Origin of the sequence: Methanobrevibacter thaueri (assembly GCF_015062915.1) — an archaeon.
Lineage (GTDB): Archaea > Methanobacteriota > Methanobacteria > Methanobacteriales > Methanobacteriaceae > Methanocatella > Methanocatella thaueri_B.
Window position 1 is genome coordinate 62327 of record NZ_SUTJ01000007.1, and the last position, 25916, is coordinate 88242.

Here is a 25916-nt window from a genome sequence, read left to right on the forward strand (position 1 = left end):
ATTACAAGTCACTGGCCTTCATAAAACCAGTGTTTTTATATATTTTATCCTGCATCTTTTGGACTGCAAGGGACGCTTCCTCTCTTGTCTCCACTTTCTCGAAAATTCTTCTAGATTTGACTTTTAAGGTTTTTCCACATACGCATTTGCGAGTGGCCACGCCTTCCTTTGCATATAATGCTCTTCCACAGTCACAACGAAATATGAGATACATGATTTTTTTCCATTTAAAATTAATTGTAATAATAATATTATTAATATATTATTTAAAATTATTCTATCCGCCAAAGATTTTCATGAACAGTGGTATGAAAACTTTTGAAGGCAAAATCACCAATGTGGCTATGCTGACCCCTAAATTGGTTCCGATAACCACAAGAAGTATTCTAAAGATATTGTTGTCCCATAAGTCACGGAAACTTTCGATTTTGCTCAAGTTCTTAATGTCGCTTTGTCTGACTTTTCTGAATTTCGCTTCAGTCAAACCTGAAAACCATCCTGCTGCAAGCAATGGGTGAATGATGGTCAATGGAGCAACCAATCCTCCGACAATTGCGGAGATCAGTTTTGATCCGGACAATATTGAACCGATGAATCCCATAATCATACTGATTATAATGAACTCATATATGTTCCATGTTATGTTTATCCCGCTAAAATAAGCCAGAAAAAATATCACAACAAACAGTATTGGAATCATGGCCAGGAGTATTTTTGCCCATGGGATTCCACGTTTTTCATTAGTAACTTCCAAATCTCTTAAATCTGGCATTGTTTCAGGGTTATCCAAATATCTTTCAATTCCAGGTTTATGCCCTGCCCCTACAACTGCTATGACATGGTCTTGAGGCAATTGCATGATTCTTCCTGCGAGATATGCATCCCTTTCATGTACTAGAACCTCATGAACGCTTGGAGCTTCATCCTTGAACATTTCCATAAGTTCATCAAGGTTGTCAGGATTTTTCAAGTCTTCCACATCGATTTCGTCATCATCTCCGATTCCAAAGACTGATGCAAGTAATCCAAATGTAAATTTGGCTTTTTCAATAAAACCCATCTTATTCAATGCTCTTTGAAGGGTGGTATTTATGTCACGGTCAATCAATGCAATTGGAATTTCCAAATCTTCGCTCGCTTCGATTGCACCAATCATTTCGGAACCTGGTGCAACATCAAGGTCGGCCCCAATCTTTGATTGAAAATACCCTAACAGTGTGCTTGTGAAAAACAGACCTACCTTATTTTCTTTAATGATTCTGGTCACGGATATTTCTTCATCTTCTTCAATACCCATCATCTGTTTTTTCAGCTTTATGTATCGTCCCCTGTCAAGTTCGATAGCGACTACTTCGGGGTGTTGCTCATAAATTGCGTCCTTAACTTCATTTACGCTTTCTTCGGATACATGAGCGGTACCGATTATAGTTAAACATTCTCTTTTCATTAAAAAAACACTTCTTTATTGTAATTTGATATTATCTAAAATATTATTTAATCTAAATATATAAAGTTAATTCATCATTATTATATATTGCCACATTGTCACTAATATTTTTTTGACAACAGTATTTGACATCTTCCTCATATCCAAGTTCAATGAGTCTTTTTGCAGTCCTTGAATTTAGAAATGCTTCCTTAAGTGCATCATAGTCACGGCTTGCCAAAATTGCTGACTGGGCATATTCGCTCAATTCACAGTCTTTCAGGTTCTGCCTAATCCAATACAATATCTCGCCTGATGCAAGGAAATCCTCAATGGCAAATGTTCCATTAACTCCTGCCATGACCACATCAATATGGGTGCTGGCCAGTTCGAGGCATTTTAAGCTAACTGCCTTGGCGTTCACCATGGATCCGACAAGCACAGTGGAGTCCATTTTCTCAAGTATTCTTGTGCCGTTGCTGCTGGTGAAAATGAGAGTGTCCTCATCACTTGCATAATTGGATATTCCGATTGGGGTGTTGCCGATGTCAAATCCTTCAATCTGTTTTCCCATGCGCTCTCCTGCAAGGACTCCTCCAACATTTTTCTTTAATTCAAGAGCTTCTTCAGGAGTGAAACATGGAATCACCTTTTTGAATTTATTCAATGCAGCAGTTATTGTTGAACTTGCCCTTAAAGCATCAACCATGATTGAAACATCACTGCTTTCAGTTTCCTCAAAACTCAATGTAACTTTCATGAAGTAATGTATATAAAATAATTATATAATAATATTATTATGAAAATTATCACAACACCCATGTGTGAAGAGATTGTAAAACTGGCAGGAATTACTGATTATGCATTAAATAAATTCCCTGATGAAGAGGCGGGGGACTTGGCTATAGTCCTTTCTGAAAGCAAGGTTGAAATGGATTCACTTTCCATTAAAATCAACACTCCCTCACAGATTTTTGAAAGCATCAAGAAAGTTTCAAGGCTTGCCGGAAATGAACTGTTTGATGTAGATGTCATGAGCTTTTTTGACGATTATGAAATATTGAAGAAATACCTGAATTCCAGTTTTTCAAACAATATTAATGTCAAGGTCTATTCCGAATTTCTAAAAGACATTGTTGAGGATGTCGGTTTTAATATAGTGTCTGATGACTATAAATACGTTATTTATCCGGACTATCTAAAAGACACTGTCAAAGAAACAGAAAATCTTGTTGAAATCCCTTCACACAATGACATTTCCAAAAACCCATTCAAAAAGGCCGAATTGAGATACGGCATTTTAGAAAATTTAATATAATATAGTAATTAAAGATTATAATATTATACAATTGCATTTTTCGAGAGTTGTTAAGAATGTATGAAACATTAATATTTACTGGTGGAGTTCACAAAAGTGAAGAGATAAGAGAACTGATTGAAGATCTGGGAGGATTCATTCTTCAAGACAGCGTTCAGCAAATGGAACTTGTGCTGAATATGGCAATTCCTATCGAGGACGTTGACAAGATTGAGGAAAAGTCAAAAGAACTGCTTGCAAAGTTATCCGTTGCCCCTATGGCAGGTTCCGAGATAGCTATTGTTTCACCAACCCTTGCAAGACACCACCTGCCCCATGCGGCATGCGACATATCCGAATACCTTCGTGAGTTCGGTGCAAAGGACAACATGATTGGTCTTGCACGTGGAGACGGTAAGGGAACTTCAGGAATCACTGAAGAAGAAAAAGCATTGATTGAGGAACATGACATTGCAGTTTTCGCATTGGGCAGTTTTGAAAATTGCATAAAAGAAAAATCTTTCTTATATGATGACATTGACATTCCAGTAATTGTCACAGGAGCTCCAGAAATAGATGTTAATGAACTTCCAGGTGCAGATGCATATGTTGGAGGTCTTGGAAGAATACCAAGAAGGCTCAGAAGAGGTCCGGACATACGCGCACTTGACAAGTTGGTTGAAACCATTGAACAGATTTTAAATGATAAGAAACGTGAAATGTCTCTCGATGCACCATTGGTACCGGCTATTGTTGTTAAAAATGCAATTGAAAATCAGGTTAAGGAAATAAAGGATGTTATTTCCCCAACTCCAGTAACTTCACAGCTGGATGGTGTTCGCGTAAAACTCGATTACGACACTTACAAGGACGTCGTCGCCAATGTCGTAATTGACGGCAAGAAATTATCCGAAATTGCGGACATTAAAAAATCAAAAATGTATGATTACATTCTAGTTAAAATAAATAGTGAGAGTTCTCTTGTTGAGGATTCTAACTAACTCTCTTTTTTTTAAAGCAATCTCATTCCGAAGAAGTTGATTGCATCCACCAAATCATTGAACTGTTCCAATTCTCTTTCTATGACATTTTCATCAGTCATGTCAATGCTCAGCTCACCGTCAACGCTCAATGTGTCAGGTCCACGTCCGACAAGCCTGTCCACGCCGTCAGCGCTTAAGATTCTTTCGGCATCAAGCTGGTGGACAAATGATCTTCCAGGTAAAATCACTGCATCCTTGATTTCACTCAAGTCAAGCTTTTCCAAGTCTTCCTTTGTAATCAAGCAGGCAATTTCCTTTTCACATGCAACGACATTCACGCTGTCTGCTTCAATCTTTTCGAATATTTTTGAGATGAACGGTTCAGCTATCTTTGAGGTGATTATTGTCGCTTCGCCGGTAACAGGCTTTATGAACTGCAGGAACACTTCATTCTCATCTTTTGCAATTGCGAACGGGCCTCCGGTTTCAGGGTCGCATAGAGGTGTACCGCTGACTCTGAACTTGTATTCTGAATTGATTTGCTTGACAAGTTCTGCAAAGTCCTCTACCGGCTGTGACTCTATTCCCTTGATGATTGGCTCATTTCCTAGAATCAATCCCTCATTGAATGTGTTTGCAAATCTCATAAGAAGCATTCCCTTTGCACCCCATTCCTCCAGGGTGTTGCATGTCTCTCTCAACACATCTCCGTCATTGACGCCGGGAATTATCACTGCAGCGCCTGTCAGGTCAATGCTTTCACAGAATATTTGACAGGATTTCAATGCCTCTTGAGGGTTTGGATCCTTAACCCATTCTCTTCTAAGCTTAGGGTCTGAAGAAAAAATAGTGAATGACACTTCATCAACCCCATTGTTGATCAATCTTGTAGCGGTAGCTGAATCGGTTATTCCCTTTCCGCTGGTGTATCCCAGCACGGATGATATTGAAAACTGGTTCAGGTTTGCGGTTAAGGTTTCCAGATGAGGATAGCAGCTTATATCTCCTCCTCCGCTAATGTATGCGCTTACTTTGCCCGGCCTCATGTTCATCATAAGGGCGGTCTGTACTTCGTTTATCACTTCAAAGGGACTTTTAAATGCACCTTGTGTTTCTGAAACTCCCTTGCTGCATCTTTCACAACCAATCTTATTGGGTAAACAGTGTGCACAGCCAAAACTTTTTATTTCTTTCACCTTTCGGAAGTAACAGTATTTACAAAAACCGTTACAATCCTTGCCAGGTATTCCTCCAACATCTGCTACAAGTTGCATAATTTATTATTTTTATTTTCATTTTATTTATAAATAGTCCATATTTTGTTTGCCTAAATTGTGTAATACTTTTAGTATTATTTATTACTCCTACTCTCAAAAGTAATAACTTATAATTTTTCTTTATTTTAAAAATAAGTGGATAATTTTTATTTAATATTGTATTTTTCATATAAATTATTTTTATTGATATTTTTAGTTTATTTTATTTTGATTTTCAACAAAAAACCTAATTTAATCAATAAAAAAAAGTATTACTTTTGGCCTCATTTTTCTTAAAAATAAAATGTTTTATTATACTTTATAAACTTTTCTAAAATATCTCATAGGTAATCTTTATATTATATCTTTGATAAAATAAAATTTGTATACCATATGGCTGGCTATTGCAAAAACTTGCTTTGTAGCTCAAAACTCAATTTGGTAAAAAGTTTACCATTGAGAGTGGTATATTAGTTAAACTCTATTTATTTAGGAGGGAAAAAATGGCAAAGTTTGATGATAAAATCGATTTATTCGATGATAGAGGCAACGAAATTGCATCTGACGTACCAATCGAAGCTATCAGTCCATTAAGGAACCCTGCAATCCAAAGCATCGTAAAAGGTGTTAAAAGAACTGTTGCAGTAAACTTAGAAGGACTCGAAAAATCTGTTAAAACCGCATCTGTTGGTGGAGACAAATCTAGAATCTTAGGTAGAGAATTAGATCTCGCTATTGTTGATAACGCAGAAGCAATCGCAGACAAAATGAAAGGAATTATTCAAATTTCCGAAGGTGACGATACTAAAGTAGAACCAATTTCCGGAGGAAAAAGGTTATTAGTACAAGTACCAACTCAAAGAATTGATGTTGCTGCTGAATACTCCGTAGCTCCATTATCTACTGCTTCCGCATTAGTACAATCTGTTATCGACGTATGTGGTGTTGACATTTACGATGCTAACTTCGTAAAAGCTGCAGTATTAGGTAGATACCCACAATCTGTAGATTACAAAGGTTCCAACATCGCAACCATGTTAGACATTCCACAAAAACTCGAAGGTGCAGGTTACGGTTTAAGAAACGTTAAAGCAAACGACTTCGCTGCTGCTACCTTGAAAAACACTTTCCAAGCAACCGCATTAGCTGCTATTTTCGAACAAACTGCTATGTTTGAAATGGCTGACGCTTTAGGTTCATTCGAAAGATTACACTTATTAGGTTTAGCTTACCAAGGTTTAAACGCTGATAACTTAGTATATGACTTAGTTAAAGAAAATGCAGACGGTACTGTTGGTAATGTAGTTCAAGCAACTATTGCTCGTGCAGAAGCAGATGGTATTATTGCTCCTGGTGAACAATTAACCGATTTCGCTATTTACAACACTGATGACGCAGCTAAATGGAACGCATACGCTGCTGCTGGTGCTGTTGCAGCAACTATGGTTAACGTAGGTGCAGCTCGTGCTGCTCAAGGTATTCCATCTACTTTATTATACTTCAACGACAACCTCGAATTCGCTACTGGTTTACCTGGTCTCGACTACGGTAGAGCAGAAGGTGTAGCTGTAGGATTCTCCTTCTTCAGTCACTCCATTTACGGTGGTGGAGGTCCTGGTCTCTTCAACGGTAACCACGTTGTAACCAGACACAGTAAAGGATTCTGTATCCCTTGTGTAGCTGCTGCTATGTCCTTAGATGCAGGAACACAACTCTTTTCACCAGAAGCAACTTCTGGTTTAATTAAAGAAGTATACAGTCAAATTGATGAATTCAGAGAACCTATTAAAGCAGTTGCTGTTGCAGCTGATGAAATTAAAGGTGACATCTAATTAATTTAATTAAATCTAATTTGAAGGTCATATAATGGATATTGAAATTTTTCCTCACAGAATTCTAGGAAGTGACTCAACAGAAAAGTTATTAAATGACTTGGAATCACTTGAAGATGTTAAAAGGACTGTAATTCAAGGTCCAAGATTCCCAAAAGGTGAAGCGACTCTACCTCCTCAATATAGGGAACGTAGGGTTATCAATGTCAATGGCGAGGATGTTGTTTTACAAGTTAAAACCGCCAGAATCTTCATTGAATTAACTATGGAATCCACAATCAAAGACATCGAGGAAATCTGTAATAAACACATTCCATATGGTTTTGATATCAATCAAGACAAATCCAATTACATCAGAAAACAGAAAACTGTTACTGACAGGATTAAATATGGTAATAAGGATTTACCAGATGAACTAGTTGGAATGACTGATCAATATTCAACATTCGATGATCATGTGAAAATAATTAAAAAGGATGACTAGAATATGATAGGACGTTGCACTCACGTAGTAGATTGTAGGGAAGCAAGCGGTATGGGTAAAGGCGGAAGTCTCGCTCAAAGAGGAACTTTTGCCGAATGCGGTACTGACGTATGCGCTGTAGCTATGTCCCCCGGACGTAGACACATTACAAAGCCTGTTTGCGAAATTACTTTTGGTTTGCGTGAAGCTAATGTTTTAACAAGTACTATGGTTTTAAATGCTGGTGCTGGTGTTCCTCATGATTCTCCGGCTTCAGGTGGAACTTTGTTCGGGCTTACCGATAAGGAAGTTGAACAAATGAAAAATTTCAAATTGCTTGTAATCCACCTTGGAGGTGTTGCAAATCATATTACTTACAAAGCAAGATTAATACTCAGGAACGTCAATAAACACTGTATAATTATTTGCGAATCACCAGTGGACTGTGAAGATTTTGCTAAAATTGGAGTAAAAACTTCAAAGGTCATGCCTGATGAAGGCAATATTAAAACTGTTGGTACTATTGATGATATTGTTACAGGGGTTATCCGTGGTGAAACAATTTCACAGGACAAATTAGATGAAATAATTAGAAAAGTTAAGTTAGCATTAGGAGATGCATAATTATGGTACAAATTTATCCAGGTACTTCTCAGGTTGCTCAAAACAGAAGAAACTTCACTAACCCTGAACACGAGTTAGAAAAGTTAAGAGAAATTTCTGATGAAGACGTAGTAAAAATATTAGGTCACAAAGCTCCAGGTGAAGAATACAAATCAGTTCACCCACCATTAGACGAAATGGACGAGCCAGATGACAGTGTAAGAGAATTAGTAACACCTATTGACGGTGCAAAAGCAGGTGACAGGATTAGATACATCCAATTCGTAGACTCCATGTACTTCGCTCCTGCTCAACCTTTCTTAAGAGCTAGATCTTACTTATCCAGATTCAGAGGAATCGATACCGGTACCTTATCCGGAAGACAAGTAGTCGAAGCAAGAGAAAGAGACTTAGAAAAACTCTCAAAAACACTCTTAGAAACCGAATACTTCGATACTGCAAGAACCGGTATTAGAGGTGCAGGTGTACACGGTCACTCATTAAGATTAGATGAAAACGGTTTAATGTTCGATATGCTCAGAAGACAAGTATTCAACAAAGAAACCGGTAATGTCGAAATGGTAAAAGACCAAGTAGGTAGAGAATTAGACGAACCTGTAGTCTTAGGTGAACCATTAGACGAAGAAACTTTAAGAGCAAAAACCACTATTTACAGAATAGATGGTGAAGCATACAAAGATGACGTAGAAGCTGTAAAAGTATGTCAAAGAATACACGTTTCCAGGTCATTCGGTGCATTCAATCCAGTTACAGGATGGTAGATTAATATGGCTGATAAAAAATTCTTAGATGCAATGAAACAAAAATTCAGTGAAGACCCAACTGAAAAAAGAACCCAATTCTATAACATGGGTGGTTGGACCCAATCTGAAAAGAAAACTGCATTTGTAAATGAAGGTAAAGAAATCGCTGAAAAAAGAGGAATTCCAATGTACAACCCAGACATTGGTACTCCTTTAGGTCAAAGAGCTTTAATGTCTTACCAATTATCTACTACTGATACTTTCGTAGAAGGTGACGATTTACACTATGTTAACAACGCAGCTATCCAACAAGCTTGGGACGATATCAGAAGAACTGTAATCGTAGGGTTAAACACTGCACACAACGTTCTCGAAAAAAGATTAGGTATTGAAGTAACTCCTGAAACAATTACTCACTACTTAGAAACTGTAAACCACGCTATGCCTGGTGCAGCAGTAGTTCAAGAACACATGGTAGAAACTGACCCATTAGTTGTACAAGATTCTTACGTAAAAGTTTTCACTGGTGACGACGAATTAGCTGATGAAATTGATTCCGCATTCGTTTTAGACATCAACAAAGAGTTCCCTGAAGAACAAGCTGAAGCTTTAAAAGCTGAAGTTGGCGGAGCTATTTGGCAAGCTGTAAGAATTCCATCCATTGTAGGAAGAGTCTGTGACGGTGGTAACACCTCCAGATGGTCTGCTATGCAAATTGGTATGTCCATGATTTCTGCATACAACCAATGTGCTGGTGAAGGAGCTACTGGTGACTTCGCTTACGCATCCAAACACGCAGAAGTTATCCACATGGGTACTTACTTACCTGTAAGAAGAGCAAGAGCAGAAAACGAACTTGGTGGAGTTCCATTCGGATTCATGGCAGATATCTGTCAAGGTTCCAGAGCTTACCCTGACGACCCTGTAAGATCAACCTTAGAAGTAGTAGCTTTAGGTGCTGCTTTATACGACCAAATTTGGTTAGGTTCTTACATGTCTGGTGGTGTAGGATTCACCCAATATGCTACCGCAGCATACACTGATAACGTATTAGACGACTTCACCTACTACGGTAAAGATTACGTCGAAGACAAATACGGCGACTTATGCGCAGCACCTAACGACATGGACACTGTACTTGACGTAGGTACTGAAGTAGCATTCTACGCATTAGAACAATACGAAGAATACCCAGCTTTACTCGAAACTCACTTCGGTGGATCTCAAAGAGCATCCGTTATTTCCGCAGCGGCTGGTTGTTCCACTGCATTCGCTACTGGTAATGCACAAACTGGTTTAAGTGGATGGTACTTATCCATGTACTTACACAAAGAACAACACTCCAGACTCGGATTCTACGGTTTCGATTTACAAGATCAATGTGGTGCAGCTAACGTATTCTCCATCAGAAACGATGAAGGTTTACCACTCGAAATGAGAGGACCTAACTACCCTAACTACGCAATGAACGTAGGACACCAAGGTGAATACGCTGGTATCGCACAAGCACCTCACTCCGCTCGTGGAGACGCTTGGGCTTTCAACCCATTAGTAAAAATCGCATTTGCTGATAAGAACTTATGCTTCGACTTCAGCCAAGTACGTGCTCAATTTGCTAAAGGTGCATTAAGAGAATTCGAACCTGCTGGTGAAAGAACTGCTATTACCCCAGCAAAATAGATAGATAAACACGGTGATAGGTGATTCATCACCTATCCACCATTTTATACAAATCAAGTTTACTTGAAAATATCCAAAACATTTATATTAAGTGCTAGTAAAATATATTAATTAAGCAATAATTAAGTGACAATTAACAAGTTTGAAATTATCGAATGGAACTAAAATCAATTTCACTTGAAAAATAAAAAAGTCATAAAATATTATTGTTTACAAGATTTTTGTATGGAACAAGAATCAAATTTCATGTTTATTAAATGATCAATTTAATAAAATAATATGGAGGAAAAAAATTATGGACCCTGTAACATTAGGTGTAGTTGCATTAATGGGTGCAGTTGCTACTATTGGAGGGGCTGCAGAGGACTTAGAATCTGATATCGGTTCTCAAAGTAACCCTAACTCCCAAGTTCAACTTGCTCCACAAATGGGACATTTACACCGTATGATAAACAAGGCGGCTTCTGGTGAACCAGTCGCTTATGGTGTTTGGTGTGGTGTTGCTGGTGCTGTTGCATACATAGTAATGTCTTTAGGTATGATGCCTATCGTAGCTATTGCAATGGGTGCTTGTATCGCTGCTTTTGTTCACGCTATTTATACTGTTACATCCCACATGGGAAGGATTGTCGGACAATCCCAATTCGAACAACCATTATTTATGGATGTTTTAACTCAATCTTTAGGACCTATCGTAGGTCACGGATTTATAACTAGTTTCTGTATTGTTGGAATTTCTTACTTAATGACCATTCCATTGAATGGTACCCCATTACACGTATTCCCATTACCTCTCTTAGCAATGCTCTGGGGTATTGCTTTAGGTGCTATCGGATCTTCAACTGGGGACGTTCACTATGGTTCTGAAAGTGAGTATCAAAAATTCGAATTTGGTGGAGGTACTCCTGTAGCTATTCAAGGGGATATCGTTACTAAAGCTCCATTAGGTGCTAAAAACTCTATGGACGTAGTAAACTTCTGTGCTAAATTCGGTGGACCATTAACTGGTTTCTGTTTCGGTCTCGTTGTATTCTTTAGTTTCTGGAATACAGTAGTATTTGGAGTATATGGTGGTATTATTGTAGGTATTATAATAATTATCTTATTAATTATCATGGATAATTATTTAGAAGTATTTGCAAGAAACAAATATGGACCATATGAGGAAGAATAAGGAGGTTTCGATTATGGATCCAATTACTTTAATTTTATTCATCGCAATAGGCGGTATTATGATTGGTGCAGGTGTGCACTTTATTCCTGTAGGAGGAGCTCCTGCAGCTATGTCTACAGCTACTGGTGTAGGTACCGGTACTGCTATGTTAGCTGCTGGTGCAGGTTTAACAGGTCTTATTACTGCTGCAACTATGACAGGTGAACCATTTTATATCATTGGTATTGGTGGTGCTATCGGTGCTATGATCATGATGGGTATTACTATGCTCATTGCGAACTTAATCTACATCTTCGGTGTAGGTATTGTTCCTGCTGCATCCAAAGTACCAGTAGACTGGATTACCAAACGTAACCAAGAACCTTATAAAACCCCTGGTACCGAAGGTCACGGTGTACCAGTAACTTCATTTATAAGTGGTCTTATCGGAGGACTTCTTGGTGGTTTCGGTGGTGGATTAGTCTACTACGGAATTAACACTGCTGTTAATGAAAGTACCTTTGTAACCGATCCTGCTATAAGTATTGGTTTAGCTGCTATTTTAGGTGTAGGTGTGTTCTTTATCAACTCTGTAATTGCTTCATATAACATTGGTGGTACCATTGAAGGTATGCACGATCCAAAATTCAAAAGAATTGGTACTGGAGCTCTTGCATGTGCAATCGCATCTATTGTTGTCGGAATCTTTTGTATTATTTTAACTGGAGGTATCTAAGATGTCTGCTGGTGGAAGTGCTGACGGTGCAGCTGCAGGTGCAGTAAGTTCAACTCACTTATTAATTTTAGGTATCGTTGGCGGATTACTTTGTATATATTTATCAGGATTTTTAGGAGACGTTATCGGTCCTGTTATTGCTGGTATTGGTGCAGTATTAGCAATCGTATGGGGAGCTGACGCTATTCGTAGAGTAGCAAGTTACGGTTTAGGTACTGGTGTACCATCTATCGGTTACATGTCTCTTTCCGTTGGTGTAATTTCTGCATTAGCTGGTCTCAGTTTAGCAACTATCTTAAAAATCGGTCTTTTAGGACCTATCGCTGGTTTTGTAATTGCAGTTATCATTGGTGCTATCATTGCTATTGTTGCAACCAAAATCGTTGGTATGAAAATCCCAATTATGCTCCAATGTACTATTGAAATTGCAGGTGCAGCTACTTTATCAATTTTAGGATTTGCTGTTGCTATTGCAGGTAGTTACGACATGATGGCAATTTACGAACACGTTGTTGCAACTGGTTTTATTGCTGTATTATTTATTATGTGTACTATGGCTATTCAACACCCATTCAACGCATGTTTAGGACCTAACGAAGATCAAGTAAGAACTCTCAAATGTGCAGCATCTACTGCATTCTTATCCATGACTATTACTGGTCTTATGTCTGTCACTACTGGTGGACTCGGTTGGTTTGTTGTATTCATCGTTGGATTAATCGGATGGGTTGTTTCATTCAGAGCATTTGTATTAGCTTCATGTAATGACGCAGCATCAACCAAATGGGCTGGATTATGGCCTAAAGTGGATCAATAGATTAGGAGGAATTAAATATGGCTCAAATGTTACCTATGGTACAAATCGTACCTGAAATGAATTTCGCATACGATCCTGTAACTGGGGTCCTCGGATCATCTTTAGGTTCAGGAGTTGTTCTCCTCTCTATGGATGAAGTTGAAGAACAAGTAGCAAAAGTGGAATTAGCTGCTGATGAATTAATGGCTTCCTTAGACCCATATACAAGTCCTGTCGGATCATTCCCTGGAAGGGAAGGTTCCTATGTTACCGCAGGATTATTAACTAACATGGTATATGGTTTCTTATTAGCATCATTCATCATATTTGCTGCATTACCAATCTTACAAGTATTGGGGGTATTATAGATGGCTGATAAAAAAGCTCCTGCAGATGGCTGGCCGGTTATTAGTGGGGATTACATTGTAGGTGATCCTGAAAGCCCTGTTGCAGTAACAACTTTAGCTTCTCACATTGAAGCTGAACTTTCTGGAGCAGCTATTGCAGGTCCATGTAAAACAGAAAACTTAGGAATAGAAAAAGTAGTTGCTAATATTATTTCCAACCCTAATATTCGTTTCTTAATATTAGCTGGTGCTGAAGTGCAAGGTCACATTACCGGTCAAAGTTTTAAAGCTTTACACGAAAACGGTGCTGACCCTGATAAAAAGAAAATTATCGGTGCTACTGGAGCTATTCCTTTCGTAGAAAATGTTCCACTCGATGGTGTTGAAAGATTCCAACAACAATTAGAAATTGTTGACTTAATCGACACAGAAGATATCGGAGCAATTCAATCAAAAATCAATGAATGCGTAGAAAAAGACCCAGGTGCTTTTGAAGAAGAAGCTATGGTTATTTCAGTGGATGACGACGACGGTGAAGAAGAAGAAGGCGAAGCAATGAAAGTTGTTTCAGCTGAAACTGGCCTTATCGAAGCAAGAATTAGGGATATAAACACTAAAATCGATATGGTTGGAGCTGTCCAAAGAAATATGGCTGGTAATTATGCAGGTAAAGTCCAAGGTATAATGATCGGTTTAGCTTTCACTTTAATCATTGGAGTTTTATTCTTGATGTTCTAAGGAGGTAATAATTATGGTACAAATTTCAAACAAACCAAATGTTAGTAGTATGAAAACTGCAGCTGATGATGCTGAATACAGTTCCAAACTCCTTGCAAGAGAAGGTAAACTTTTCGCAGGTTTACTTGCAACAAGATTTAAAGGATTTGCTTACGGAGCATGTATAGCTTTACTTTTAATCGTAATTATTCCTGCTATTGCAAAAGCATTAGGATTATAAGAGGTGTTATTTATGAGTGAAGAATCAGTACCTCAAGTAATGGTTTCCTCAGATGAATTCAACCAACTTGTTGCAAAATTAGATGATGCAGAAGAAAAAGTTGATTTCACTGTAGGGGAATATTATCAACGTTTAGGCCAACAAACTGGTAGAGATGTTGGTATATTATACGGTATTATAATTGGATTAATTATTTTAGTTGTAGCTATAAAATTCGGTATAACTACAATGCTATCTACCTTATTATAGGAGGTTTATACTTATGTTAAGATTTGATAAAGAACAAATCGTCGTAGATATTGCTGGAGTAAAAATGGGTGGACAACCTGGTGAATATCCAACCGTTTTAGCAGGAACAATCTTTTACGGCGGACACAATATTATTAGTGATGAAAAAGCTGGTATCTTTGATAAAGATGCTGCTGAAGAAAGAATTAAAACAATGGAAGAAATGTCTGATGTAACCGGAAACCCTTGTGTTGTACAAACTTTCGGTGCTACTCCTGAAGCTATGGTAAAATACCTAGAATTCGTAGGAGACATCTGTGACAAACCTTTCCTTATCGACTCAACTGCAGCTGCTGCTAAAATTGCAGGTGTAGAATACGTTCAAGACGCAGGATTATGTGAAAGAGCTGTATACAACTCTATCAGTATGGCTGCAGAACCTGCAGAAATCGAAGCTGTTAAAAACTCAGACATCGACGCATCCATTCTCTTAGGATTCAACCCAATGACTCCTGGTGTAGAAGGAAAAATCGAAATTTGGGAAACTGGTGGATCTGTAATTGACCAAGGTATTCTCGAAATGGCTGACGAATGTGGAATTACCAAACCTTGGATGGACGTAGCTGTTACTCCATTAGGTCAAGGTGCAGGACCTGCTGTAAGAACCTCTTACGCTGTAAAAGCTAAATGGGGTTACCCTGTAGGATCAGGTATTCACAACGTTCCATCCGCATGGGACTGGTTAAGAGGATACAAAAAAGAACACAAAGAAGCATGGCCTGTTTGTGACATAGGTTCCAACATTGTTCAACAAATGGCTGGAGGAGACTTCGTTCTCTTTGGACCTATCGAAAACGCAAGACTTGCTTTCCCTGCATGTGGTATGGCAGATATCATGATTGCTGAAGCAGCAAAAGATATCGGTACCGAACCTGTAGAAGACCACCCAATTAACAAATTATTATAGATGTTACGGGTCGATTAGATGATTAATTTCATCTAATCTTATTTTTTTATTTTTCTAACACTTTTTTTCAAGATTATTTTAACAAAATTTATATTATTCTAAAAAGATATTATTATTTAACTTTATATTTTGGAGAGGTTAGATAATGTCTTTTTTAAGTAAAATTTTCAAGAAAGGTCCTAAGCCTATTATTGCTCATTCCAAAACAGGAAATTTAGCCACTTTAAGAGCTCAAAGGGCAGGTCCTGCAAGTCCGGGTGCTGTTCAAAAGCCGGATACTTTTTATGTGACTGCTTCTGTTGAATTAGGTAACACCACTACAAAATCCATTGTAATGGCTACCAATTTAAACACAAGTGAATCTTATTTATTGAATAAAACCGTTAAGATGACTCGTGACATCCGTCCGCCTAAACCTAATGAAGAGGTTTTCGGTAAAACCGTTTGGGGTATCGAGCTTTCCAAGGAAGCGGTAACAGAATTGATTAGGGATACCGTATTGGAATCCCTTAGGAAATGTCAAGTCGATAAGGATGAGGACTTGGATTTTGTTGTAAGGTCAACTGGGGTTACTGCAGGTTTTGCAACCGCTGAAGAGGCAGGTCAATTGATTATCGCTCTTGCTGACGGCTGTCTTGAAGCAGATATTCCTCCTAGGAAAATGTCTCCTGCAATGAGCATTTCCCAACTTCCTGAAAGGCTTCAAAGACACTCCCTTTTAGAGAACATCATGTTTGACGGTGCTGTTGTTAGTGTAGTTCCTCCTGAAGGTAAGGAAACCGTTGCAAACGAGATGGAAGGGGAACTTGTTACAGCAGGAATCAAGTTAGGTGCAAAATGGACTGAAGTTGACTACAGAAACCCTTGTGTTTCCCTGGATTTCGGTTCCACTTTAGCAGGACGTATTGTTAACGATAACGAACCTTACGCTAACACTGTAGGTAACTTTTTAGGTCTTGCAGGTGTTGTAAGCGACTCCTTGGCTAGAGGTTCCGGTCAGATTGACAAGAAAAACGGTGCTGCCTTAGACTTATACTCTGAAAAGGCAATGAAAAAGGCTGACCATAAGAAAGCTGAAGCCAATGCGCTTGAAGCTCATAAATTAATTAACATTACTAAAGTGCCAATGGATGTTGAAAGGTTCGGTACAGTTCCTGTAAATCCTGAAGCTGCCGCAAAAGCAGGTACAACCTTGATTGGATGTGATGTGGGATTCAATGGTGACAAGCTCGGTGAACTTATGGAATTGGGTGCACAATTCTATGATGCTGACGGTCTTCCAACATTGCTTTCAACATTGGATTATGTAAGTACAAACATTGTAAAACGTGTATTGGATGTTGCGTTTGCCGAAAATGTCATTGTTCCTGGTTCCGCTTTAGGAATTACCGGTAGGGCAGGTATCACTGGACGCAAACCTGAACTCATTTTGGAAGCCGTTCAGGACAAGTTTGAAAATGTCGTATTTGTAGAGGACGGTCTTGCTTTAGGTTCTGCAATCATGGCACGTTGTATGAATTCAATGGGTACACCTAAAGTACCTATTGGAGGTAAACAAGGTGGAAGATGCATTCTTAAAGACCGTATGAAAATGGCTGGTGGCAAGTTCGCTTAAATGCTTTTAGTGGTTTGTCATGATTTATGCAATTTTGATGGCCGGAGGTAGGGGAACCAGGCTCAAGGTTCCTTGCGAAAAGCCTCTTTTCAAATTACATGATAAACCTTTAATTAAATTTGTACTTGACAACTTGAAATCATCTAAATTGATTGATGAAATCGTTATTGCAGTCAGTCCCAACACTCGTGAAACAACCAAATACTTGGAATCCTTAAATGATGATTTTAGGATTCTGGACACATCAGGTGAGGATTACTTAAAAGACTTATCTTACATTTTAGATCATTTTGAAAGGAAATCCAAAAATGACATTTTGCTTTTTATAAATGCAGATTTGCCTTTCATATCCTCCAAAACCATTGATGATGTTCTTGAATACTATCAGAATTCCGATAAGGATGCGTTATCTGTTTTGGTTCCCGTTGAAATATTTGAGGAGTTGGGCCTTGATTATTCATATGATTTTGAGGGCAAGGTCCCTTCAGGTTTGAATGTATTGAGAAGCGAGAATATCATCCAGGATGAAAACCAGCTGGTCCTTTCCAAAGTCGAATTGGCGTTAAATATTAACACCATTCCCGATAGCGAAATAGCGGAAAGATTATATTTTGAATATTATGTTTAAATATAATGAAGTTTAATAATTATATAAGTAAAAATTATTTTTATTAGGTGATTAAATGGAAAATAAACAACAACTTCCTAAAAGAGAAGAAAAATTATGGAGTGAAATTAAAAACTATCAAGTAGCTACCAACAATGCACGTATCCTTGGGGTATTGGATGAATTAATCATCAATGAAAAAACAGGTAAGATTGTTGATATTGCTATTAGGATAGAAAGTGATCGTAATATCCATGTAAAAGGCGCTAAAAGAAACGGTGACTTATTGTTAGTTCCTTTTGCTAAAGTCGAAAAAGTCGGCGAATTCATTATTGTAACTGAATAGTTTCAGTTATTTTCTTTTTTTTATTTATATTTTCAATTATTTTTTTTACCGTATTTTTTATACCATGTGTTAAGTATTTATATTTTATAAATCAATAGTTATAATAGTATAAAACAAATTCATATTTATTCATAAAGGTGATTATAATGTTGCTTGAAATAGAAAATTTGGCCGTTAATGTGGCTGGAAAAAGAGTTTTAAAAGGAGTAAATCTTTCTATTGATGAAGGTGAAACTCATGTTCTTTTAGGACCAAACGGTGCTGGTAAAAGTACTTTATTCTTAACTATTTTAGGATTTCCACAATATGAGGTAGTTGAGGGTACTATTAAATTTAAAGGTCAAGATATTACAAATTTATCAACTGCCGAAAGAGTGCAGTTAGGTTTAGGTGTAAGTTTCCAAACCCCTCCTGCAATCAGAGGAGTTTCAGTAAGGGACTTGCTTAAAATAGAATCTCATCAGGATATGGATGAGGAGTTAAATCCAAGAATGAAAGAATTGGCTACACAGCTCAAGTTCAGTGATGAGTTTTTAGACCGTGATGTTAACTTAGGATTTTCCGGTGGAGAAGTGAAACGTTCAGAGATTTTGCAATTACTCGCTCAAATGCCGGATTTCACAATGTTTGACGAACCTGATTCTGGTGTGGACATTGAAAATGTAGAGTTATTGGCTTCTGAAATCGGTACATTGTTGGATAAGGATAAACCACAACGTTCCAGAAAAAGAAGTGGACTATTAATTACTCATTTAGGTTATATTTTAAACTTCGTCAGTGCTGATAAGGCGCATGTTTTGATTGATGGGGCTATTTCCTGTTCAGGAAACCCAAGTGAAATTTTAGAAGATATTAGAAAAAATGGTTTTAATGGATGTGTTGAGTGTGCGCAATGTTTATGAAGATGCTGAAAGAGCTAAAGATAAAAAAGCACCAATTGGTGCAGATGTCACAATAGAAAATTTTACTGATGAAACAGTTAACGCTTTGGACATGATTGATGATTTGGATGACTTAAGCAAATCCACCAAAGAGGATCTCTTAAGAGTTGGTGTTGATACTGAGGAAAAAAACAGGTCCGGTTCATTTTTACAGGTTGATCAAAGTAACATTTTTACAAATAACTCAATGTCAGATTCCATTGAAGTAATGAACATTGGTGTTGCAATGGACAAATACAGTTGGGTTGAAGACTACTTATGGAATGTGGTAAAGCCTGATGCAGATAAATACACTGCTAAAACCGCTTTAAGGGAAAAAGAAGATGGCGTTAAAAGCGGTTACTTTGTAAGGTCCTTGCCTGGAACTAAAGAAGTCATGCCTGTACAAGCATGCATGTTCATCAGTGATGCAGATATCATGCAAACTGCTCACAATGTAATCATTGCTGAGGAAAACTCAGAACTCCACTTGATTACAGGTTGTGCAACCGGTTCAGATATCGATTCCGCAATGCATGTGGGAGTATCTGAAATGTATTTGAAACCAGGTTCCAAAATCACATTCACCATGGTCCACAACTGGGCTGAAGAGGTTGAAGTCCGTCCAAGAACCGGTGTTAATGTAGGAGATAACGCTACATTCATCAATAATTATATTTTAACAAGTCCTGTAAGGACTATCCAATCTTTCCCAACCGCTTACTGTAACGGTAAAGATTCAAGAGCTATCTTCCAAAGTATTCAGGGAGGTAAAAAGGATTCAATCATTGATGTTGGATCAAGAGTCTTATTGAATGCTGAAGGTGCTCGTGGAGAGGTCATCTCAAGAGCTGTTGCTCAGGATGAATCTAAGATTTACGCTAGAGGTCATTTGGCAGGTACAGTGCCTGACGTTAAGGGACATTTGGAATGTCACGGATTGGTATTGTCTGATGACAGTTTCATTTATGCGGTTCCTGAACTTGAAGCAAGTTCTGCAAACCTTGAAATGTCTCACGAAGCGGCTGTCGGTAAAATTTCAGAAGATGAGATTAACTACTTGACTTCCCGTGGAATTACCGAAGAGGATGCGGAATCCATGATTGTAAGAGGATTTTTAAACATGGATATTACTGGCCTTCCTGACGAATTGGCTGAGCAAACTCAAAATATGATTGATATGAGTCTTGATGGAATGTAATTCCATCTAATTTTTCTTTTTTTGTCTTTATTTTCTTATTTTTTCCAACTTTGTTTTATAGTATATAAACTTTTTGACTTTAATTTCCAAGTAACCTTTATATTAATTATTAATTAAATATATTAATCAGTACTTAATGTAATGCTGAGCTAGCTCATTATGTACATAAAATTGTGATTTTAAGGAGTGCCTAAACATGTATTCCTTAAAAAGAGATTTTAAAATTTTTTAAAAAAGTTTAAAATTGTCTTAGAAAGACGCAAGTTTTTCTAAAGAAAAAATATTATAGAGGAGGAGAAACTCTATGGCTGATGATGTAAAAATTGTAATGTTTTGTTGCAACTGGTGTTCCTATGGAGGAGCAGACACAGCTGGTACTGCACGTATGCAATACCCACCGAATATTAGAGTTATTCGTGTAATGTGTTCCGGAAGAATTGACCCACAATTTGTTTTAAAAGCGTTCCAAGAAGGAGCTGACGGTGTATTCGTAGCTGGATGTCACATGGGTGACTGCCACTATGATGCAGGTAACTACAAATTAGATCGTAGAATGAGATTAATCTACAAATTAGTAGAAGACATGGGAATTGGAAAAGAAAGAGTTCACCACGACTGGATTTCTGCATCCGAAGGTGAAAAATTCTCTTCATCTGTTAAAATGATGGTTAACAGAATCAAAGACTTAGGTCCAGCTCCATTGAAACAACAATTAGATGCTGAAAGATAGATTGGAGGAATGAATATGGCAGATAAAGTTAAAATAGGAACCATGTGGTTTGGCGGATGTTCCGGTTGCCACTTATCCATTGCGGATTTCCACGAATCCTTAATTGACGTTATGGAATTTGCGGATTTCGAATTTTCCCCTGTACTCATGGATACTAAATATGATGAAGTACCTGAGTTAGATATTATTATCGTAGAAGGTGGAGTAAGAAACGACGAAAACAGAGAATTAGCTGAAATGTTAAACGAAAAAGCTAACATGGTTATCTCTTACGGTACCTGTGCTTGCTACGGTGGTATTCCAGGTCTCGGAAACTTATGGACTGTAGAAGAACTTGAAGAAGAAGCATACATTAACTCTGTATCCACTGTAAACCCTGAAGGAATTATTCCTCACGAAGATGTACCTCATCTCGAAAGCAGAGTAAGACCTATCAGTGAATGTATGGATATTGACTTAATGATTCCAGGTTGCCCACCTCGTTCTGATGTTGTAGCAGAAGCTATCTTAACATTATTAAGAGGAGAAACAATCGAATTACCTTCAACTAACCTTTGTGAAGTATGTCCTAGAGAAAAACCACCTGCAGGTTTAGCTATGGACTTCATTAAAAGACAATTCGAATTAGGTCTTCCTGAACCTGATTTATGTTTAATTACCCAAGGATTAGTATGTATGGGTCCTGCTACCGTATCATTATGTGGTGCAGAATGTCCTTCCATTGGTATCCAATGTAGAGGATGTTACGGTCCTACTGCTAAAGTATTAGACCAAGGAGCAAAAATGATCAGTGCGATTGCATCTGACTACGGTGTACAAGAAGATAAAACCGTTGACCCAGAAACAGTTGCTGATCAATTAGATGATATTGTAGGTACTTTCTATACTTACACATTACCTGCTGCTTTAGTACCAATGAAAATGCAGAAAGGAGGAGAATAAAATGGTTAAGCTTACTATGGAGCCTGTCACTCGTATTGAAGGACACGCAAAAATCACCGTGCATCTTGACGATGCAGGAAATGTAGAAGAAACAAGATTACACGTTATGGAATTCAGAGGATTCGAAAAATTCTTAACAGGTCGTCCTGTAGAAGAATTAGCAAGAATCGTACCTAGGATTTGTGGTATTTGTGATGTACAACACCACTTAGCAGCTGCAAAAGCAGTTGACCAAATTTTCGGTTTCGATGACTATGAAATCTTACCTGCTGCATACAGAATGAGAGAAATTATGAACTGGGGATCTTACATGCACTCCCACGCTCTTCACTTCTACTTCTTAGCAGCACCAGATTTAATCATTCCTAACGGAACCAGAAAAACTAGAAATGTTTTCCAAGTTATTAAAGACATGCCTGAAGTTGCACTTCAAGCTATTAACATCAGAAGAAACGGTTTAGAAATGGTTAGAAAAATAGGCGGTCGTCCTATTCACCCTACCTCATCCACCCCTGGTGGTATCTCAACCGAATTAGACGCTGATACTCAAAAAGACTTACTTGAAAGAGCTAAACAAAACGTTGAATTAGCACAAGCTACTTTAGACTTAGCTATTCCAGTATTTGAAGAAAACATTGACTTAATCTCTTCATTAGGTAACTTCGGTGACACCAGACACTGTGGTACTGTAAAACCTGACGGAACCTGGGATGTATACAACGGTAACATCAGATTCAGAGACAAAGACGGTAGTGACATGTTCGAATACAGAAACGAAGAGTACACCGACTATGTTGCTGAACACGTAAAACCTTACTCCTGGTTAAAATTCCCATACATTAAAGAAATGGGATACCCAGAAGGTATCTACAGAGTAGCACCATTATCAAGGATCAATGTCTGTGACCAAATGCCTAAAGAAGCACCTCTCGCACAAGAAGCTCTTAAAGCTTTCCGTGACGCTTTCGGATATGCTCAAGCACCATTATTATTCAACTATGCTAGACTCATCGAATTATTAGCATCCGCTGAATGTGCTGCTGCAGCATTAGAAGAAGATTTATCCGGTAAAAAATTCCCTGATGAATTAGAAAGAACCGAAGGTAAAGGTGTAGGTATTGTTGAAGCTCCTCGTGGTACTTTAATCCACCATTACGAATCCGATGAAAACGGATTATGTAATTACGCTAACATTGTTGTAGCTACTATCCAAAACAACCCTGCTATGGAAATGGGTATTCACCAAGTAGCTAAAGATTACATCAAACCTGGTGTAGAAGTAGACGACAGCATTTTCAACTTAATGGAAATGGTTATCAGAGCTTACGACCCATGTTTATCTTGTGCTACCCACTCAATGGATAGCCAAATGAGATTAGCTGAAGTAGATATCGTAGACAGTGAAGGAAACCTCATTAAAAAATTCTAAATTTAAGGGGGTTTTATAGATGATTGTATTTAACGAAGATGGCTGTATTAAATGTGGAGCATGTGAAGGTGCATGCCCTACCTCAGCTATTGATGTAACACCTAGCTCTATTATTCACTGTGACACTTGTGGTGGAGAACCAAAATGTGCAGACGCTTGTCCTAATGGAGCATTAAAAGTTGAAATGTACGAAATTGCTGAAGGTATTGAACAAGCAAGATTAGTATTCAACTCAGTCTTTTGTGACTCCTGTGGTAAATGTGCTGAAGTTTGCCCACAAGAAACTATTGAAGTCACTGGTGCTAAATTAAAAGAAGTTGAAGGTTTCTGTGTAATGTGTCAAAAATGTGTTGACATTTGCCCAGTAGATGTAATCGGTATTCCTGGTGTAAAAGAACCTAAAGAAGTTGAAATTGATTTAGCTGGTAAAGGTCCTGTTTACATCGTTGATTGTGTTGGATGTGGAACTTGTGTAGATCCTTGTCCTGTAAATGCAATTACCCTTGAAGAAGTAGGAAGCCCTATTACTGTCAACGACGATTGTATCAGATGTGGTTTATGTTCACAAACCTGTCCTTGGAATGCAATTTACATTTCAGAAAAAGTACCTATCAAACGTACTAAAGAAATTGAATCATTCACTTTCGATTCTGCAAAATGTATCGGTTGTAACACTTGTGTAGAAGCATGTCCTGGAGATTTCATTGCTGCTAACAGTGCAAGCTTAACCGTTGCAATTCCTAGCGTTTGTGCTGCATGTGGTTTATGTGTAAAACTTTGTCCTGTTGACGCATTAGACATTAATGTTGAATGGGGTGAAGGAGCTCCTGTTGATGCTGAAGGTATCGGTAGAGATGCAGAAAAATGTGATTTCATTGGTGCATGTGCTAACAAATGTCCTACTGAAGCAATTCGTGTAGTTACCAAAACTGGTATGTTATGCCCTGCTTTAGAAGAAACTGATGCAGAACCATCATTTAACAGCTGTATCAGATGTGGTGCTTGTGCTACTGTATGTTCTAACGGCGCTTTATCCGTTGGTTCTATCGAATTAGAAGTCGGCGAAGAAACATTAACAAGAGACAGGATACAATTCAACCCATCCAAATGTGATGCATGTGGTGACTGTATCGAAGCATGTCCATACGATATGTTACACAAATCAGATAATCCTAAATTACCAATTGCAGGATTCTGTACCTTATGTGGTCAATGTATGGAAGCTTGTCCAGAAGACGCTTTATGTTATAAATAGGTGGAAACACACACCTATTTTTTCTTATTTTTTTTAAAAATTAGTTATAATTTATCCATTACTATTTTACCGTTGACTATTGTCATTACTGGTAATCCTTGATATTCCCATCCGTCAAATGGTGAATATTCTGCTTTTGTTTTGAATTCATCAATATTGAATTTTCCTTCTTGTTTCAAGTCAATCACGGTAAGGTCAGCATCTTTTCCGACTGCTATTTCGCCCTTATTTTTTAGTTCATAAACTTTTGCGGCATTTTGGCTGAATATCTTAGGTATGATTTTCAAATCGATGTTTCCCTTATTGACTTCTGTTAAAAGCAGTGGCACTACTGTTTCAAGGTTTGGTATTCCAGGTGATGATACCCAGGTTCCTTTTGTCTTGTCTTCAAGGGTGTGCGGTGCATGGTCTGTTCCGATTATAGATTCTTCATCCAAATCACTTATCCTCACTGAATCCTGTTTTTGTCTTAGTGGAGGATTGGTTTTTATAAATGTTTCATATATATTGTATGATGAATTGTCCATTAACAAGTGATGAGGTGTAAATTCCCAGCTTACAGGCATGCTTTTACTTGCACTTTTTGCCATACTCAATGATTTCCTTGAGCTTAAATGGCAGATATGCAATCGTAATTGATTTGCCCTTGCAAGGTCTATTGCCTGCCTGACAGATTCATCCTCTGATTCAACAGGTCTGGCATAGGTATAGTCAATTGCCTCATTTTCAGCTTTTTCCTTCAGTCTTCCTGTCTCCCTTTCAACAATTGACTTTTTCTCACAGTGAGTGGCGACCAATCCGTTATAATCGGTTCTTTGTTTTAAAAGGGACAAATCATGGAATATTTTCTCCAGGCTTTCATCGCTTTCCAAGTCCATGAAGACCTTAAATGCGATTGGATTCAGTTCCATCATCCTTTCCATTTCATCTAGGGTGTTCGGACCTGCCTGAAGTTCAAAGTTAACCACGGATTTTCTTTCGGCTATTTGGATTTTTTCCTTAAGGGCCTTATATGTATTTGTCTTTGGAAGTGTGTTTGGCATGTCTATTACTGTTGTAAATCCGCCGTTTGCAGCTGCCATGCTTCCTGTTTTGAAATCTTCCTTTTGGGTTAATCCAGGATCTCTGAAATGTATATGTGGGTCAATGAAGCCTGGAAGCACATAATTATTTTTCATGTCAATTGTTTTTGATGCCTTCAATGGTGCTTTTGAAATGTCAGTAATCTTGCCGTCATCAATCTTGATGTAATGTTCTCCAGTCCTGTCAACCAATTTACAATTCTTCAAAACTAAATCCATGATTAATCTCCTAATTATGTTGATAAGATATTTGTCATTTCATATTTTTAAATCATAACTTTTTTTTAATTTGAAAACATA

The 25916-nt window shown here is 37.9% G+C and carries 29 protein-coding genes; 24 read left to right on the top strand and 5 right to left on the bottom strand.

The window, feature by feature from the left end; genetic code table 11:
• Position 1: 1 nt before the first annotated feature.
• The 3 genes from E7Z78_RS06155 to comB all read right to left on the bottom strand — a co-directional run bounded on the left by E7Z78_RS06155 (position 2) and on the right by comB (position 2186).
• The gene (locus tag E7Z78_RS06155) at positions 2-214 is read right to left on the bottom strand and encodes a DUF1922 domain-containing protein (RefSeq protein ID WP_303724285.1); all 213 of its coding nucleotides are present in this window, start codon (positions 212-214) and stop codon (positions 2-4) included.
• Between the two features lie 63 nt (positions 215-277).
• Entirely contained in the window at positions 278-1447 is a 1170-nt protein-coding gene (locus tag E7Z78_RS06160) for a TraB/GumN family protein (protein WP_303724286.1), read from the bottom strand.
• A gap of 52 nt (positions 1448-1499) precedes the next feature.
• On the bottom strand, positions 1500-2186 hold the full coding sequence (gene comB, locus E7Z78_RS06165) for a 2-phosphosulfolactate phosphatase (RefSeq protein WP_303724287.1): 687 nt from the start codon (positions 2184-2186) through the stop codon (positions 1500-1502).
• 39 nt (positions 2187-2225) lie between these two features.
• Here comB and E7Z78_RS06170 point away from each other — a divergent pair, with 39 nt between their 5' ends.
• Both E7Z78_RS06170 and E7Z78_RS06175 read left to right on the top strand, forming a co-directional pair.
• A complete protein-coding gene (locus E7Z78_RS06170) occupies positions 2226-2744 on the top strand; it encodes a hypothetical protein (RefSeq protein WP_303724288.1) in 519 nt (172 codons plus the stop codon).
• A gap of 56 nt (positions 2745-2800) precedes the next feature.
• Positions 2801-3724, top strand: coding sequence for a methanogenesis marker 7 protein (locus E7Z78_RS06175; RefSeq protein WP_303724330.1), 924 nt, complete (start codon positions 2801-2803; stop codon positions 3722-3724).
• An 11-nt stretch (positions 3725-3735) separates the two neighbouring features.
• On the opposite strand, the gene mmp10 is transcribed toward E7Z78_RS06175, so the two are convergent.
• On the bottom strand, positions 3736-4980 hold the full coding sequence (gene mmp10 / locus E7Z78_RS06180; protein ID WP_303724289.1) for a methyl coenzyme M reductase-arginine methyltransferase Mmp10: 1245 nt from the start codon (positions 4978-4980) through the stop codon (positions 3736-3738).
• A gap of 485 nt (positions 4981-5465) precedes the next feature.
• On the opposite strand from mmp10, the gene mcrB reads away from it, so the two are divergent.
• The 22 genes from mcrB (at position 5466) to E7Z78_RS06290 (ending at position 24534) form a co-directional block, all read left to right on the top strand.
• Complete coding sequence (mcrB, locus tag E7Z78_RS06185) at positions 5466-6794, top strand: coenzyme-B sulfoethylthiotransferase subunit beta (RefSeq protein ID WP_303724290.1); 1329 nt, start codon at positions 5466-5468, stop codon at positions 6792-6794.
• A 34-nt stretch (positions 6795-6828) separates the two neighbouring features.
• Positions 6829-7278 (top strand): methyl-coenzyme M reductase operon protein D, encoded by a 450-nt coding sequence (gene mcrD, locus E7Z78_RS06190; RefSeq protein WP_303724291.1) that lies wholly within the window; start codon positions 6829-6831, stop codon positions 7276-7278.
• A gap of 3 nt (positions 7279-7281) precedes the next feature.
• Positions 7282-7881, top strand: coding sequence for a methyl-coenzyme M reductase I operon protein C (mcrC, locus tag E7Z78_RS06195; protein WP_303724292.1), 600 nt, complete (start codon positions 7282-7284; stop codon positions 7879-7881).
• A gap of 2 nt (positions 7882-7883) precedes the next feature.
• The gene (mcrG, locus tag E7Z78_RS06200; protein ID WP_292742953.1) at positions 7884-8642 is read left to right on the top strand and encodes a coenzyme-B sulfoethylthiotransferase subunit gamma; all 759 of its coding nucleotides are present in this window, start codon (positions 7884-7886) and stop codon (positions 8640-8642) included.
• A 6-nt stretch (positions 8643-8648) separates the two neighbouring features.
• Positions 8649-10304: a coenzyme-B sulfoethylthiotransferase subunit alpha gene (gene mcrA, locus E7Z78_RS06205; protein ID WP_303724293.1), complete on the top strand. Its 1656-nt coding sequence runs from the start codon at positions 8649-8651 to the stop codon at positions 10302-10304.
• Between the two features lie 295 nt (positions 10305-10599).
• Positions 10600-11478, top strand: a complete 879-nt coding sequence (gene mtrE / locus E7Z78_RS06210; RefSeq protein ID WP_303724294.1) for a tetrahydromethanopterin S-methyltransferase subunit E — start codon at positions 10600-10602, stop codon at positions 11476-11478.
• 13 nt (positions 11479-11491) lie between these two features.
• Complete coding sequence (gene mtrD / locus E7Z78_RS06215; protein ID WP_303724295.1) at positions 11492-12193, top strand: tetrahydromethanopterin S-methyltransferase subunit D; 702 nt, start codon at positions 11492-11494, stop codon at positions 12191-12193.
• 1 nt (position 12194) lies between these two features.
• Positions 12195-13010: a tetrahydromethanopterin S-methyltransferase subunit MtrC gene (gene mtrC, locus E7Z78_RS06220; protein WP_303724296.1), complete on the top strand. Its 816-nt coding sequence runs from the start codon at positions 12195-12197 to the stop codon at positions 13008-13010.
• A gap of 17 nt (positions 13011-13027) precedes the next feature.
• Positions 13028-13357 carry a tetrahydromethanopterin S-methyltransferase subunit B gene (locus E7Z78_RS06225; protein WP_303724297.1) on the top strand — a complete coding sequence of 110 codons (330 nt, stop codon included), beginning with the start codon at positions 13028-13030 and terminating at the stop codon, positions 13355-13357.
• Complete coding sequence (gene mtrA / locus E7Z78_RS06230) at positions 13358-14074, top strand: tetrahydromethanopterin S-methyltransferase subunit A (protein WP_303724298.1); 717 nt, start codon at positions 13358-13360, stop codon at positions 14072-14074.
• A 13-nt stretch (positions 14075-14087) separates the two neighbouring features.
• Positions 14088-14294: a tetrahydromethanopterin S-methyltransferase subunit F gene (locus E7Z78_RS06235; RefSeq protein WP_303724299.1), complete on the top strand. Its 207-nt coding sequence runs from the start codon at positions 14088-14090 to the stop codon at positions 14292-14294.
• 12 nt (positions 14295-14306) lie between these two features.
• Positions 14307-14543 carry a tetrahydromethanopterin S-methyltransferase subunit MtrG gene (gene mtrG / locus E7Z78_RS06240; protein WP_303724300.1) on the top strand — a complete coding sequence of 79 codons (237 nt, stop codon included), beginning with the start codon at positions 14307-14309 and terminating at the stop codon, positions 14541-14543.
• 13 nt (positions 14544-14556) lie between these two features.
• On the top strand, positions 14557-15489 hold the full coding sequence (gene mtrH / locus E7Z78_RS06245) for a tetrahydromethanopterin S-methyltransferase subunit H (protein ID WP_303724301.1): 933 nt from the start codon (positions 14557-14559) through the stop codon (positions 15487-15489).
• Between the two features lie 145 nt (positions 15490-15634).
• Entirely contained in the window at positions 15635-17104 is a 1470-nt protein-coding gene (locus E7Z78_RS06250) for a methanogenesis marker 14 protein (protein ID WP_303724302.1), read from the top strand.
• A 19-nt stretch (positions 17105-17123) separates the two neighbouring features.
• Entirely contained in the window at positions 17124-17732 is a 609-nt protein-coding gene (locus tag E7Z78_RS06255; RefSeq protein WP_303724303.1) for an NTP transferase domain-containing protein, read from the top strand.
• A gap of 55 nt (positions 17733-17787) precedes the next feature.
• Positions 17788-18057, top strand: coding sequence for a PRC-barrel domain-containing protein (locus tag E7Z78_RS06260; protein WP_116592369.1), 270 nt, complete (start codon positions 17788-17790; stop codon positions 18055-18057).
• Between the two features lie 146 nt (positions 18058-18203).
• Positions 18204-18959, top strand: a complete 756-nt coding sequence (locus tag E7Z78_RS06265) for an ABC transporter ATP-binding protein (RefSeq protein WP_303724304.1) — start codon at positions 18204-18206, stop codon at positions 18957-18959.
• Positions 18928-20178 carry a SufD family Fe-S cluster assembly protein gene (locus E7Z78_RS06270; RefSeq protein WP_303724305.1) on the top strand — a complete coding sequence of 417 codons (1251 nt, stop codon included), beginning with the start codon at positions 18928-18930 and terminating at the stop codon, positions 20176-20178. The genes E7Z78_RS06265 and E7Z78_RS06270 overlap by 32 nt, the downstream gene beginning before the upstream one ends.
• A gap of 304 nt (positions 20179-20482) precedes the next feature.
• Positions 20483-20908, top strand: a complete 426-nt coding sequence (locus E7Z78_RS06275) for a hydrogenase iron-sulfur subunit (protein WP_303724306.1) — start codon at positions 20483-20485, stop codon at positions 20906-20908.
• Between the two features lie 15 nt (positions 20909-20923).
• A complete protein-coding gene (locus E7Z78_RS06280) occupies positions 20924-21850 on the top strand; it encodes a F420-nonreducing hydrogenase (protein ID WP_292739179.1) in 927 nt (308 codons plus the stop codon).
• A 1-nt stretch (position 21851) separates the two neighbouring features.
• Entirely contained in the window at positions 21852-23279 is a 1428-nt protein-coding gene (locus E7Z78_RS06285; protein WP_303724307.1) for a Ni/Fe hydrogenase subunit alpha, read from the top strand.
• Positions 23280-23298: 19 nt separating this feature from the next.
• The gene (locus tag E7Z78_RS06290) at positions 23299-24534 is read left to right on the top strand and encodes a 4Fe-4S binding protein (protein WP_303724308.1); all 1236 of its coding nucleotides are present in this window, start codon (positions 23299-23301) and stop codon (positions 24532-24534) included.
• Positions 24535-24578: 44 nt separating this feature from the next.
• On the opposite strand, the gene E7Z78_RS06295 is transcribed toward E7Z78_RS06290, so the two are convergent.
• A complete protein-coding gene (locus tag E7Z78_RS06295) occupies positions 24579-25835 on the bottom strand; it encodes a dihydroorotase family protein (protein ID WP_303724309.1) in 1257 nt (418 codons plus the stop codon).
• Positions 25836-25916 lie beyond the last annotated feature (81 nt).